This window comes from Stenotrophomonas sp. STK17_22 (genome assembly GCF_051983905.1).
GTDB lineage: Bacteria > Pseudomonadota > Gammaproteobacteria > Xanthomonadales > Xanthomonadaceae > Stenotrophomonas > Stenotrophomonas maltophilia_A.
In genome coordinates this window covers 2,620,621-2,633,761 of sequence record NZ_CP197010.1, presented here as the reverse complement: position 1 = coordinate 2,633,761, position 13,141 = coordinate 2,620,621, and the positions used below count along the sequence as shown (strand labels likewise).

Sequence of the window (13,141 nt, the reverse complement as noted above, 5' to 3'; positions counted from 1 at the left end):
ATGGTGCGCGTCTTGTGCAGGATAGGGCCCGAGCGGGGCACATTCAACGCGCACTGCTGGCCGCTCGGGCCGGAGGCTCAGTCCTCATCCATCAGGCGCGCGGCGGGGTTGCTGCCGACGCCGCCCTGCTGGAAATATCCGATCACGCTGGCCACGGAGCGGTGATCGGTCATCGCCATCAGCGCCGGCAGGGCCACCCCACGCCGCGCACCTTCGGTAACAAAGCCCGAGCGCAGGCTGTGGCCGGCAAAGTCCCCGTCCAGACCGGCCAACCGCGCCCGGTCCTTAACGATGGCGGCGACCGCCTTGCCGCTGAGCGCGCCGCCCAATGACCGTGGCCAGACGCGCCGGAACAGGGGGCCGTCGGTAATCTCGGCCACGTCCAGCCAGTCCTGCAGTGCGGTGGCTGCCTCTCCCAGGATGGGCTTGTCGGGGCTGCTGCCAACCACTGGCCCGGACTGCAAGGTTTTTCCGTGATCCAAGCGATAGGTGTAGCCGCCTTCGGGCAGTCGGGTGAGGTGATTCACCGTCGCCTCGGCGACTTCGCTGCGGCGGCGCCCGCCGCTAGCAAAGGCAAAGTAGAGCAGGGCGCGATCGCGCTTCCCCTTGAGCGAGGTGTCGCAGGTGGCCGCCATTGCGCGCAGATCTGCGGCTGACAGCGCGGTCTTCTTGGCCGGGCGCTCGCCTCGTTTGTGAGAAGCCCTGCGCCCCTTGGACAGTAGGGTCCTCACGGCGCGATTCTCGCAAGGGTTGTCTTGGCGGGCCTGCTTGTGGGCCGCCGACAAGACCGCCACCCGGTGGACCAGGCTGGAGAACGCCAGCGGCCCAGGCTTCTTCTTCAGGCCCGCATGCACCAAGGCACTATCCAAGTCTGCAGGCAGATCCCAACGAAGCCCCAAATCGCCTGAGCGCCCCATGTGATCCACGATGAACTGAACCACTGCCGCCGGGGGGACGGGTAGGGCGATGGGCCTGCCATAGCGCCCTTCGAACCAGCCCGCCCAATAGCGCAGGGCGCCGGCGTAGCTGCGAATGGTGTTAGGCGCTTCGGCCTCCTGCAGGATGTCTCGCACCGCTTCTGCGGCGGAAGTGGCCAGCCGCTCCGGAACCAGCCCCGAAACGAGTTCCCCTGACGCAGCAGTGATATTATTCATATGTACTATGTATTGTGCACTATGATTAGGTTGAGCTACATCTGATAAATATGCCTTATCAGATCTAGCCTGCCAATTCCCGCCGTTTCGCAGGAGGACACCCCCGTGGCCAAGGGCATCAGGGAACTCGACGTTCACCAAGCGGCTGACGACATCGTCGCAAATGGCGAGCGCCCCACCGTCGAACGGATCCGCGCCCATCTGGGTACCGGGTCACCCAATACCGTCACGCGCTGGCTTGAGACCTGGTGGCAGACCGTAGGCCTTCGCCTGCGTCAGCGTGCTATTGAGGCGTCCGTGCCCGGCGTACCGGAGCAGGTGGCGATCCTGAGTCGGCGCCTGTGGCACGCCGCGCTGCAGGACGCCGGCGAACTTGCTCAAACCCAGCTGGAGTCCGCCAGACATGCACTGGAGGAACGAGAGCGGCTGCTCGAGGGCCAGCGGGCCGACCTGGATAAGGAGCGCGAGGCAAGCCAAAAGCGCGAGAATGATGCCAAGTCCCAAGCCCAGGCCGCCGTCGCAACCGCGGAGCACTTGGCCGCGCAGGTCTCACAGCTCGCCGCACAGGTCCAAGACCTGCTGCGCCAACGCGATGGAGCCTACGGACGGGCGGAACGACTGGAGCACGAGCTGGACTGCATTCGCACACGTCTGGGTGAGGCCACTGCCGCGCACGAGGAGGAGAGGAGGGTGCTTCAGACGCACGTAAGGGCAGTCGAGGATCGTGCACATGCCGAGGTCGACCGGCATCGCCTGTTGTTGCGTTCAGCCGAGCAGGAATGGGGTCGGGAGCGCGTCAGCCTGACCACCGCACTGGGCGAAAGCGAACAACAAGGCATTGCGGCGGCCAACCGCGAACAACAGGCCCTGCGTCGCTTGGAAGGCGTTGTCGCGCGGGCCGATAGCCTGGAGGCGCAACTGACTTCACTGAAGGAAACCACCAACCGACTCGCTGAGGCGCTAAGACACACCGCGCCCTCTACGCCTAATCTGCCCGAGGAAGGCAAGCGGCACCGGGCACTCAAAAATGGGTCGGCCTCACGTTTATCGCGCAAGTCACGCGGAGCTTAAAACTTAATGCCGAGCGATAGATTAGCTGCGGAAGAGTTGAATGCGAACGCTTGAATTTTGCCAAGCTGCAGATAGCCCACTGCAAGATGTGCACCGGCAATGCTCGTTGCTTTAAGCAGACGAAGCTCATCGCTTCCCGAGCGTGCGGTATTTTCTCACGCTCGAGGGAGCCGGGAGACCGACCCGTCACCGAAGGATGTAAATCAGCACTGAGTGCAACGAGCCCGCAAATCAGCTCCGCTTCAGCTTCGAAAGGCCTGATCTCCCGCCATCTCCAACAGATACCACGATCAATGCCCAGAATCTGTCGATTTTCAGGGCAGTTGTGGCAGCAGTTGGCATCTTAAGCTAGCACTTCAACCGCTTTCTGACGAACCAACTTGTGCTGCCAATTGATTGCGCTCATCACGTAGCGCACATCAAAACTACCGGCCTGATCCGCCCCAATCGCCATTGCGGCGACATGAATCCAGACCTGCCGCGCTTCCCACGTTTCTCTGACCAATCCCGATCTCATCGTCCGATGTCGCAGCCATTCATACCTTCTTGCGCGGCACCAGGCAGCGCCGAGAATTAGAGCGTCAACTTGTCGGCGGGTCGTTGTCGGAATCTGCGTCCGATGGCTTTATGCCCTTTCTCGTGATGCTTGGCCATGTGGCAGCGTATGCTGCGTTCAGCAGCCGCCATTTCTCCGGACCGGAATGGGCGTCTGGAACAATAGCCGGGCTGCAGAAAGCTCCTATCGAAGCAGCGGGCGAAAAATAAGGCTCATCGCTGGCAGGCCCCGCTTAAAACGCCACCGCGTGGGCATGGCAATCAACCCAAGATCTTGCGCAGCCACTGCGGCACAGTGCAAGGCGTGATCCCCAGCCGCTGCTGTGCGCTGGAGATAGGGATGATCGTGTTGGCAGGAACAGTGGAAAGGGCCTGATACAGGCCAATCACAGCGCCCGTTGCTGGCCCCAGTATCGGCTGCACTAGTTTTCCGAAATCTTCCGGCTGAATGCTTTCAAACACTACTTCGCGTCCAAGATGGCGGGTAAAGCCTTCGGCCAAGTCGGCACCCGACAGGCCGGGCAACTGGCCAACACCAACGACGCCGGTGATCAAGGAATCGGTGAGCAAGCGCTCGGCAACTTCGGCTACGTCCAGGTGAGAACTCCACGACACCGGGAAGTCCGCACGCAGGGGATACCGTAGCATGCCTTCAGCTTGAACAGGCCCGAGCACCATTGGCAAGAGCAGGTTCTCAAGATAAAGGCGCGGCGCAATGACTGCAGTGGACACGCCAGTTTGTTGCACGCCATCGATCAGTAAGGAAATGGCCGAGTTGGCCGGAGCGTGGAGGGGCGAATCCGGCTCATCGACAATGAGTCCGCTGGTAGAGATGACCACACGTCCGGGCTTTGCGATCTCCACTGCCTTGGCAATGTTCCGTGCGAAGTTCACGCGGTTTTCCTCCACGGTCTGTGGCAGATGGACGAACACACCGTCCGCTCCGCGGTAGGCCGCGGCCAACGAGTCCACAGACGCGTTGTCAAGATGAACATAGGCGATACCGCCACGGTTGCCGCCGTGCCGGGAACCGGCAACGCCACGCCGACCGGCTTGCGTCAGGCGTCGAAGCACAGGGCCGCCTTGTGCGCCTGTTGCGCCATGAATGATGTAGGTCATCAAGACTCTCCAGAGTTGGTTGGAAGCAAGAGAACAACTAGAATCGTTCCAATGGTGCAGCCTCTGCACCGGTTACTTCAACTGCACTAATGGGGGCGGAACAATCGGAATCGGGGCTTGGTCTTGATCGTTATTCGTGCGTCAACTTCTTCACATTCGTTAAATGAAATATCTTGATGACCAAGAACAATGGGCTGCCGCAGTGTGGCGTCGCGCGTTTCCTAATCTTGTTGGAAGGGCCTTGGGCAACATTGATCGTCCGAGAACTCCTGCATGGGCCTTTGCGTTTCACGGAACTGCGTGATCGTCTGGAAGGCATTAGCGCACACACACTGACCCATCGGCTGCGCAAGTTCGAGCAGTGCGGCCTTGTGACGCGCACGGCCTATGCAGAAACTCCGCCGCGAGTCATCTATGCACTGACGTCTTTGGGAGAGAGCCTGCGAGACGTGCTTGAAGCCATGCAGCGCTGGGGCGACTCATTGCCTGAAAGCGCGATGGCGGACGCAGCTTTGCTCTCTGCGGCTAACAACTCAACTGGAAGGTGATAGCGTCACATGCCGCAAACGCAAGCAGTGGAAGTGGGACTGGTCCTCTACCCAGGAGTGCAGCAGGCGGCTGTGCTGGGCTTGACGGACCTGTTCTGCATGGCCAATCGCATCGTTGCCTCGTACCAAGACAAGCCAGTGCTCGCCTTGAAAGTCACCCATTGGCAGCAGCAGGTGTCTGGCATGCCTCCCGAACGCATCTTCGACAGCGAAGAGAATTCGTCTTCTGTTTTGTCTGCCCTGATTCTTCCGCCCACGCTCTCGGAGCCGCCGGCCGTATCCCCGGAACCGTCCTTGGCCACATGGCTGAGCGAGCAACATTCCAACGGGATTGTCTTGAGTGCAGTGTGCGCTGGGGCTTTTCTGCTGGCTGGAACCGGATTGATGGCAGGACGCCCAATGACGACACATTGGGCCTACGCACAGCAATTGCAGGAACGCTTCCCGCAAGTTCGTGTGGATGCCGACCGCCTCATCATCGATGACGGTGACATCATCACCGCCGGCGGCCTGATGTCCTGGACCGATCTCGGACTGCGGCTGGTGGATCGGCTGCTGGGACCTTCGGTGATGATTGAAACAGCGCGCATGCTGCTCGTCGATCCGCCCGGCCGAGAACAGCGTTACTACAGTGTCTTCGCCCCGCGGCTCACGCATGGCGATGCGGCAGTGCTCAAAGTGCAGCATTGGCTGCAAGCGACTCAGGCCAAGGATGTTGCCTTGGCGACGCTGGCCGCCCAAGCCAAGCTCGAAGAACGCACTTTCCTCCGTCGGTTCCAGAAGGCCACCGGCATGACGACCACCGAGTACTGCCAACGCCTGCGCGTGGGCCGTGCACGCGAACTGTTGCAGTTCAGCACCGACTCCATCGACCGTGTGGCCTGGGAGGTCGGCTATGGCGACCCGGGCGCCTTCCGCAAGGTGTTTACCCGAATCGTCGGCTTGCCACCAGGCGAATATCGCCGTCGATTCTGCGCGACTCGGAACACCGCGCAGTCCACCTACGCAGATTAGGTTAACGCTCGATCTGGCCGGTGGTGTTGCATGTCGATATCGACATGAAAGATGTCGTTGCCGCCACTTTTCGGGATCTCTGACTCCTGTGACCATTGAGGTTCATCAATGAACCATCCAGGAGAATTCCATGAAAAAGCGTGGTCTGATCGTCGTCGATCTGCAAAACGAGTACCTGCCCACCGGCAAGCTGCCTCTGTCGGGCATCGAGGCCGCTTCCGACAACGCCGCCAAGGTCATTGCCGACGCGCGCGCCAAGGGCGTACCGGTCTTCCACATCCGTCACGAGTTCGCCAACAACGAAGCGCCGGTGTTCGTTCCGGGCACCGATGGCGTCGAGATCCAGCCTGCCGTGGCCCCCGTCGGCACTGAGCCCGTCATCGTCAAGAACTACATCAATTCGTTCCGCGAGACAGACCTGAAGCAGCAATTGGACGCGCGCGGGGTCGAGGAGGTCGTGGTCGTTGGTGCCATGAGCCACATGTGCGTCGATGCAGTCGTGCGCGCGGCGGCCGACATGGGCTACCCCGTTACGGTGCTGCATGATGCCTGCGCCACGTTGGATCTGGAGTTCGATGGCGTGAAGGTGCCTGCTGCTCAGGTTCATGCCGCGATGATGGCCGCTTTCGCCTTCGGCTACGGCACCGTGAAATCGACAGGAGACTACCTGTCTGCGTGAAGGGTTTGCCGGCCCGCCTGGTGAGCTTCTACCAGCGCGAGCCGGCCATGTGTTGCTAAGCGTGCGGGCCTGGCCCGCACCTTTACTGTTACTGCGCCACGGACAGCGTCAACCGTTGAGCAAGGGCGCTAACGTAGCCGTCCTCGATGCCGTGCTGCCGCAGAGCCTTGTCGAGCTGCAACACGTAGTCCCGGTTGCTCCCCAGGCTCCCCCGAGCCTGAGCGATGATCGGCGCGATGACTTCGGGCAGCGCGTGCGCCTCATACAGCGGGTTGTCCCGGTTCGCGGTGAATATGATGGCTTGGGCAGTTCGGCCGTCCTTGAAGGTGATGGGCGCCCATTGAGGCCTGTACACGCCCCCCACCATTTCCCGCATCCAGACCATGCGCAGTTCTTGCTCCAGGTCATCTTCCCGCAGCCGGAGCGCAACGCCCTGAGTGCGGTGGCCCGGCTCAAGCGCCAGCATGCGTCCGGGCTGCTCGACACTGCCTCGGGCCAGCACCAGGCGGATGCAGAAGCTGCGTTGCCAGCCATCCAAGGTCGCCAAGTGGCATTCCTCGAACGCGAAGACCGGGTTCCAGATCAGCGACCCATAGGCAAACAGCCAGACCGGCTCACGTTCAGGACGTCGGGCCAACACCTCTTGCATCGAGGCTTCGATCTGTTCCTCGGACCACCACTCGATGCCGGGGACATCCTTGAACGCATTGAGGAACGCGCCGCTGCTCAGATTCTGCCGATCCAGTACCGGCACCCCTTTCGTCGTCATGCTGGTGCCCGCATGGTCGAACCACCGAGTGATGCGCCATCGGCCATGACGGCCAGCCGCCGCAGGGCCTGGGCAATGTCTCCATCAATGCCGATGGACTTGCCGGCGATGTCGCCTGGGATATACACCTCGGCGCCCCGGTTGAAGCAGAGATAGCTGGCCTGCGGCTCGCGTTCGGCGAGCCGCATGAGCGGCGCCTTGATTAGCTGGTTGCGGGCACCCACACCCAGCTCAATGAAGACGATCCTCTTGCCATGCGCACCCTCCAGAAACTCGGAGAAGGCACGGCGGCGTGCTTGCCACTCGCTACCCTTGAGGAACATCCGATCCACCTCGATATGCACCTGCATCGGCCCGCCGCACTGGGGGCACTTCGGTATCAGATGTTCGGACACTGTGCCGTCGCGCATTGTGGCAGCCATCTCGTTGAGCATCTCGACGCCGAGGTAGAGATGATCGTGACAGGCATTGGCGCATTGCAACTGCTGGCAGTTGCCCTCGATCTCGAATAGGTGTGCCGGGTCGAACCCAGCCAGACGGAAGTGTGCGTCGATGTTGGAGGTCACGACAAAGTGCTGCTTATTCTGCACCAGATCGCGCAGATTCCGCATGACCTCACCAGGCGCCTTGTCGCGCGTGAAGTAGGCATGCATCCGGCTGAAGAAGGCCCATTCCTGCGCCTCTGACGGATAAGGGTGGAAGCACCCCTGGATGATGCAGTGAAAACCGTGCTGTCTGCGGAACTCGCTGAAGTGTGCGGCGAAGTCCTCGTTCTCCGCGAAAATGTGGATGCCCTCGGAGATCGACAAGCCATTGCTGGCACCGATCACTACGGCATCGGCTGCCTGGATACGTTCCAAAGCGGCTCGCAGTTGTTCTGTCATCGCGTGGATCCTAGGGTACTCAGGCGCTCAGGCCCGCTACGGGCGTGTGCATGTGTGCGCGCAAGTCGTGCAGTACTTGCGCAATGTCGGCGTCGAGCGTGATGGCTTTGTTGCGCAGCAGCGCATGCGTCGGCAGCTCTCCCTTGTTGATGCGAAGTAGGAAAGCCTGCGGCCAATGGAGGGCGGCCACCGAGAACGGATGCTTGATGATGTTTGGCGTCATGGGCCCCACGCCAAGCTCAATCAGCAAAATCTTCTTGTGCGAGTTCTGCTCGATGAAGTCCTGGTATCGGCGCATACCCGCCTTCCAGAACGCGCCTTCCAGAAAGACCGGAGAACGGAACCAGGGCTCCATCTCGGCGCCGCAGCGTGGACACTTGGGGATCAGCGTCTTGGGTACGCGCGTGTCGGTGATGCTGGCCGCCATCTTGCGCACCGCGTCTTCTGAGGGATAGACGTCGTCATGGCAGGGAATGCCGCACTGCAGGTAGTGCGAGGTGCCCTGGGGATAGCACAGTTTCTCCTCGGGAAACAGCTTGGAGAACTGCAAGTCCTGGTTGGTGGTGACGATGAAGTAGTTCTTGTCCTTGATCAGCGCGTGCAGATCGACATACGTCTTACCTGGTGGCTCGTCGTACAGCAGCGCGCCGTGCTTGGACAGATAAGCCCAGCGTTCTTCGCTGGTCTGGTAGCGGTAGTAGAGCGCGTCGCAAAGATTGCGGATGCCGTAGGCATCCCGGAACTCGCCAAAGTTGTCCCGGAAGTACTTGCTGTAGCCATAGAAGTCATGCTGGTTGGCCGTGGACATACCCGATGCACCACCCACGAGGACGGCATCGGCTTCGTCCAGCTTCCGGGCGATCGTGGCCAGATGGTCCTGATGGTGCTGGGCGGTCATGCGCTGTCCTTGCCGAGCACATTGTCGGGCATGCCATAGGCATCGGCGATGAGCTCGGTCGATCGGTAAATGGCCCGCTGCGAATGGCCGAGGTTCAGGATCATCAGCTCGCCCGCCAGGACGCGCTGCTGCCAGGCATCGAGCTTTTCGGCGACCTGGGCGCCGGTTCCGCTCATGATCTTGGCGTTCCACATCTGCATGACCCGCTGCTCGGTGGGTGAGTAGTCGTAAACCTCGGCCTCCTGCGGTGTCGGCACCACGAAGGAGCGGCGCGTGGTCATGCGCATCATGGCGTGGGAGTACGCCCACGCTTGGCGCCGGGCTTCCCGCTCGTCGTCGGCCGCCATGACGCCGAAGCTGGCGATGACATAGGGGCGGTCCAGCACGGCCGAGGGACGGAAGTTCTCGCGGTAAACCTCAAGCGCGATCATCACGTTCTGGTCCGCCAAGTGGGCAGCGAAGGCGAACGGAAAGCCAAGTTTGGCGGCCAGCCGCGCGGAGTAGTCGGACGAGCCCAGCAGCCACACCGGCGGGCGCTCGAATGAACGCGCAATCCCGTTTTCCTGATCTTGGATCGGGCCGGGCACGGCATAGACCTCGCCCTGCTTGTAAGGGTGTCCGTTGGGAAAATCGCCATCCAGGAATTGCAGAAGCTCCTTGAACTGCGCTGGGAAATCTTCCGCGCCGATCTGGCCCCGACGCAGCGCGGCAGCGGTGTTCATGTCCGTGCCTGGCGCGCGACCGATGCCCAGGTCGATACGCCCCGGCGCAAACGAGGCCAGCAAGCCGAACTGCTCGGCCACCACCAACGGGGGGAAATTCGGCAGCATCATGCCGCCGGCACCGAGCCGGATGCGTTGGGTCTCCCCGACCAGCCGGGCTAGCAGCATCGCCGGCGATGAGGTGGTGACGCCCGGCATGGAATGGTGCTCGGCCACCCAGTAACGGGTAAAGCCTCGGCGATCCACCAGACGGGCCAACTCGATGCTGTCCGCCAAGGCTTCGCGCGCCGAAACGCCTCTGCCCGCCATAGCGAAATCAAGAACGGAAAGCGGCACGGGGGCCTTGCCACAGCGCGTGCCGAAGATGGACTGGGTCATTGGGTTTCTCACTTGTATGGACTGCCCGCACAGAGAGGCAATTCTCCAGAGTGAAATTCTGGTGATCCTGAGACAGCACGACAATTGACCTGAATGACGATGAGCGTTATTTTTGGGCCATACAGCAATTCTCGAGCCCATGTCCTCAATTCGCGTCACAGTGCTGACCTTCGAAGGCGTCAGCCTTTTCCAGCTTTCGGTGCCTGCTCTAGCGTTTGGGGTGGTAAACGCGCCAACGGACTTCCCTCCCTATGAAGTGCGTCACTGTGCGCTGAAGCCAGGCAACATTCGCAGCGACCAAGGGCTTGTGATTGAAGTGCCAGATGGGCTCTGGGCGATGTACGATGCCGACATCGTCGTAGTGCCGGCCTGGTCTGATCCGGAGATCCCGGCACCTACCGAATTGATCGAAGCACTGCGCCGAGCGCACGACAAGGGCGCGGTGATCGTGGGTCTGTGCCTAGGTGCCTTTGTACTGGGCGATGCAGGCCTATTGGATGGTCGCGAGGCCACCACCCACTGGGTAGCTCGGGATACCTTCGCCCGCCGCTTTCCCCAGACACTGTTCCGGCCAGACGTGCTCTACGTGGCTGACGGCAACGTCGTCACCTCAGCTGGCACTGTGGCCGCCATCGACTGTTGTTTGCACCTGGTCCGCCAGCGTCATGGCGCAGATATGGCCAATCACATGGCCCGCGTGCTGGTGACACCACCACATCGCCAGGGGGGGCAGGCGCAGTACATTGAGCGCCCAGTCCCCCAGATTGCTAGTGAAGACCGTTTGCCCGGCGTGCTGGAATGGGCGCGCGAGCACCTGTCGGAGCCCCTGTCGGTCGATCGCCTGGCTCACGTCGCGATGATGAGCCGGCGCACCTTTACACGGAGATTCCGAGAGGCCACCGGCACCACCTTCATCAAATGGCTCAACGCTGAGCGCGTTGCTCGCGCGCAGCAGTTGTTGGAAACCACCGAGATGGCCATCGAGCGCATCGCATCAGAATCTGGATTCCGCACGCCGTTATCGCTTCGCCAGCAATTCAGCGTGCAGTTGGGTACATCGCCCTCAGCCTATAAGCGGGTTTTCTGTAAAACTAGCCGAGCGACATAGTAAGCGCCGAACTGATTGCGCGACGCCATTGTCACGTTGCGGCACAGCGCTTAACCCCATGCCGTCGTCGAGCATCGCATAGTGCCCGCTGGCGAGCATGAGGTAGCGCCAAGGTATGCCGGCAACTCGCAGGCAGTCGACCACTGGTCGATGGTCAGGTCTGCTCCCAATGGTAAAGCCCTTCGCGGCGCGCGCCATTTACCAGTTGGGCAAATTGCTTAACAGGTTCTGGGCGAGGATCAGGCGCTGCCTCCGCCTCTCGGCACCCCCTTGTTCGACCAAGAAGACGGCGCGCTGCTGCATCGCCTGCTTAACCTCGCCGCCAAAGCCGAGGTCGCTAAGGCCAAGCCGCCAGCGACAACTACTGGTCGTGCGACGTGGCTCCTATGACGCGGGCCTGCCCCTCGAACGGTAGGTGCGATTTCAGCTCCGCGGCCACGCCTCCCGGGCGTTACTCTCGTAGCGGCGACCTGGGCGAGCAGGTCACCTCGATCAATCGGCCGCAGTCACGGGCACCGGCATCACGCCTTAGCAACCACAAACGTCCTTGACAGCGGTGCCCTTCGCCCACTTCTTCCAGCCGTCTCTGCACAGAATGTACACATGGCCGCCAGGGCGTTGAAACCAAAACTGGATTTCCGTCGGGTAGCCACTGGTCGGAGGCGGGGCTGCTGGGGAGCTGTGGACCTTCACGGGCACCTTGCGAACGCTTGCATCAGACATAGCCATCTCCGAAAAGTTGCTGTACATTTCAATGGTACATGAATCGTCGTAATGTTGCTCAGGTGTGCTCGCCTCAATGATTTGCGGCGGATTGAAGCGTTAATGCACCTCCAATGCCGACAGCGCAACCCGCCTCACGCGCGCGCCAACTGCGCGCGGAGCTACACCGAGGCGTGGCGACCGCGGCGCACCGACGTTCCTGCAGCACAGCTGCAGCCCAAAATTTTCAATCACACAAGAAAGCTGAACCATGTCACCTATGACGACAAAGATCTCAATACTAGACCGCTACCTCACTGTATGGATCCTGCTGGCCATGGTGCTTGGAGCGTTAGTAAGTCACTTCTTCCGCGGCCCCGTGGAGCAAATCAACAGTGCGTTGACTGTGGGGGGGCACACCAATCTGCTCATTGCCATCGGTCTTATTTTGATGATGTATCCACCGCTGGCAGAGGTGAAATTTGACCTGTTGCCCAAGGTGTTCACCGACACCAAGGTTCTAGGCGTCTCACTGCTGCAAAACTGGCTTCTGGGTCCGCTGCTGATGTTCGTGCTGGCGATTGGCTTCTTCGGCTTCTTCGCGCCCACGCTGGCCGGGCCAGACGAGCGCTGGCCGGCTTACATGGCGGGCCTGTTACTGGTTGGCATTGCCCGGTGCGTGGCCATGGTTCTGATCTGGAACAGGTTGGCAGGTGGCAGCAGTGAGTATGGGGCAGGACTGGTAGCCATCAACAGCGTGTTCCAGATCCTGACGTTCGGCCTCTACGCCTGGGTGTTCATCGCGGTCCTGCCCTCGCTGGTGGGGCTGCAAGGCACCGTCATAGAAGTGGGCTTCTCTGAGATCTTTAACAGCGTGCTGATCTACTTGGGTATTCCCTTTGCCCTGGGCATCCTCAGTCGTGTGCTGATTTCTCGCCTAAAAGGCCATGCATGGTATGAGAAAGTTTTCCTCCCCAAGGTTGCTCCACTGGCGGTAATCGCGCTTGTGTTCACCATTTTCGTCATGTTCTCTCTCCAGGGCGAGCAGATGATCGAACGGCCGTTTGACGTGCTGTGGATCGCCATCCCCATGTCGCTCTACTTTGTCGTCATGTTCTTGGTAAGCTTCTTCATCGCCCATCGCCTCGGCGTGGACTACAAGCGCAGCGCCACCTTGGCCTTCACCGCTTCCGGCAACAATTTCGAACTCGCCATTGCCGTTGCGATTTCGGTGTTCGGAATTGCATCTCCAATCGCATTCGCCACGGCCATTGGGCCGTTGATCGAGGTGCCCGTGCTGATCGGGCTTGTCAATGTGAGCCTCTATTTCAAGCGGCGGTTCTTCAATGAAAAAGACGCCGACACCGCTGAGGCTGAAGGGCATTCCGATCAAGGGTGCAAGACTGCTCAAGTAGTTGCCGCATCGGTGAAGCAACGATGAGCAAACGGCGTGCGAGTTCCGTGCTCCTCGCGCGCCGATCACACGTGGTCATCGAATAGACCAAATCCCTGGTTGGGGTCAAGAAGGAGGGCAGGGGAT

The 13,141-nt window shown here is 60.9% G+C and carries 14 protein-coding genes; 6 read left to right on the top strand and 8 right to left on the bottom strand.

What is annotated here, in order from left to right:
- Positions 1-77: 77 nt before the first annotated feature.
- A complete protein-coding gene (locus tag ACSYS9_RS12275; protein WP_043033496.1) occupies positions 78-1,154 on the bottom strand; it encodes a site-specific integrase in 1,077 nt (358 codons plus the stop codon).
- 105 nt (positions 1,155-1,259) lie between these two features.
- On the opposite strand from ACSYS9_RS12275, the gene ACSYS9_RS12270 reads away from it, so the two are divergent.
- Complete coding sequence (locus ACSYS9_RS12270) at positions 1,260-2,225, top strand: DNA-binding protein (protein WP_021201888.1); 966 nt, start codon at positions 1,260-1,262, stop codon at positions 2,223-2,225.
- Between the two features lie 581 nt (positions 2,226-2,806).
- Here ACSYS9_RS12270 and ACSYS9_RS12265 read toward each other — a convergent pair.
- Both ACSYS9_RS12265 and ACSYS9_RS12260 read right to left on the bottom strand, forming a co-directional pair.
- Complete coding sequence (locus ACSYS9_RS12265; protein ID WP_440569408.1) at positions 2,807-2,902, bottom strand: DUF3470 domain-containing protein; 96 nt, start codon at positions 2,900-2,902, stop codon at positions 2,807-2,809.
- A 139-nt stretch (positions 2,903-3,041) separates the two neighbouring features.
- Positions 3,042-3,899 carry an SDR family oxidoreductase gene (locus ACSYS9_RS12260; RefSeq protein WP_031269145.1) on the bottom strand — a complete coding sequence of 286 codons (858 nt, stop codon included), beginning with the start codon at positions 3,897-3,899 and terminating at the stop codon, positions 3,042-3,044.
- A gap of 176 nt (positions 3,900-4,075) precedes the next feature.
- Here ACSYS9_RS12260 and ACSYS9_RS12255 point away from each other — a divergent pair, with 176 nt between their 5' ends.
- The 3 genes from ACSYS9_RS12255 (at position 4,076) to ACSYS9_RS12245 (ending at position 6,140) form a co-directional block, all read left to right on the top strand.
- Positions 4,076-4,447 carry a winged helix-turn-helix transcriptional regulator gene (locus tag ACSYS9_RS12255; RefSeq protein ID WP_021201885.1) on the top strand — a complete coding sequence of 124 codons (372 nt, stop codon included), beginning with the start codon at positions 4,076-4,078 and terminating at the stop codon, positions 4,445-4,447.
- 9 nt (positions 4,448-4,456) lie between these two features.
- Positions 4,457-5,461, top strand: a complete 1,005-nt coding sequence (locus ACSYS9_RS12250; protein ID WP_031269143.1) for a GlxA family transcriptional regulator — start codon at positions 4,457-4,459, stop codon at positions 5,459-5,461.
- 130 nt (positions 5,462-5,591) lie between these two features.
- Positions 5,592-6,140: a cysteine hydrolase family protein gene (locus ACSYS9_RS12245; RefSeq protein ID WP_021201883.1), complete on the top strand. Its 549-nt coding sequence runs from the start codon at positions 5,592-5,594 to the stop codon at positions 6,138-6,140.
- A gap of 88 nt (positions 6,141-6,228) precedes the next feature.
- Here the strand turns inward: ACSYS9_RS12245 and ACSYS9_RS12240 are convergent, their stop codons facing one another.
- From ACSYS9_RS12240 to ACSYS9_RS12225, 4 genes are read right to left on the bottom strand one after another with little or no spacing between them, the layout of a single operon-like run.
- A complete protein-coding gene (locus tag ACSYS9_RS12240) occupies positions 6,229-6,909 on the bottom strand; it encodes a gamma-glutamylcyclotransferase (protein ID WP_021201882.1) in 681 nt (226 codons plus the stop codon).
- The gene (locus ACSYS9_RS12235) at positions 6,906-7,793 is read right to left on the bottom strand and encodes a Sir2 family NAD-dependent protein deacetylase (RefSeq protein WP_021201881.1); all 888 of its coding nucleotides are present in this window, start codon (positions 7,791-7,793) and stop codon (positions 6,906-6,908) included. Before ACSYS9_RS12235 ends, ACSYS9_RS12240 begins: the two co-directional genes overlap by 4 nt.
- A 19-nt stretch (positions 7,794-7,812) precedes the next feature.
- A complete protein-coding gene (locus ACSYS9_RS12230; protein ID WP_021201880.1) occupies positions 7,813-8,691 on the bottom strand; it encodes a hypothetical protein in 879 nt (292 codons plus the stop codon).
- On the bottom strand, positions 8,688-9,791 hold the full coding sequence (locus ACSYS9_RS12225; protein ID WP_031269137.1) for an LLM class flavin-dependent oxidoreductase: 1,104 nt from the start codon (positions 9,789-9,791) through the stop codon (positions 8,688-8,690). The genes ACSYS9_RS12230 and ACSYS9_RS12225 overlap by 4 nt, the downstream gene beginning before the upstream one ends.
- 139 nt (positions 9,792-9,930) lie before the next feature.
- Between ACSYS9_RS12225 and ACSYS9_RS12220 the strand changes: the two genes are divergently transcribed.
- Positions 9,931-10,899: a GlxA family transcriptional regulator gene (locus ACSYS9_RS12220; RefSeq protein WP_021201878.1), complete on the top strand. Its 969-nt coding sequence runs from the start codon at positions 9,931-9,933 to the stop codon at positions 10,897-10,899.
- A 198-nt stretch (positions 10,900-11,097) separates the two neighbouring features.
- Here ACSYS9_RS12220 and ACSYS9_RS12215 read toward each other — a convergent pair whose 3' ends face one another.
- Positions 11,098-11,202 (bottom strand): hypothetical protein, encoded by a 105-nt coding sequence (locus tag ACSYS9_RS12215; protein WP_021201877.1) that lies wholly within the window; start codon positions 11,200-11,202, stop codon positions 11,098-11,100.
- A 679-nt stretch (positions 11,203-11,881) separates the two neighbouring features.
- Between ACSYS9_RS12215 and arsB the strand changes: the two genes are divergently transcribed.
- Positions 11,882-13,042 (top strand): ACR3 family arsenite efflux transporter, encoded by a 1,161-nt coding sequence (arsB, locus tag ACSYS9_RS12210; protein ID WP_021201876.1) that lies wholly within the window; start codon positions 11,882-11,884, stop codon positions 13,040-13,042.
- The last annotated feature ends 99 nt before the right edge of the window (positions 13,043-13,141 follow it).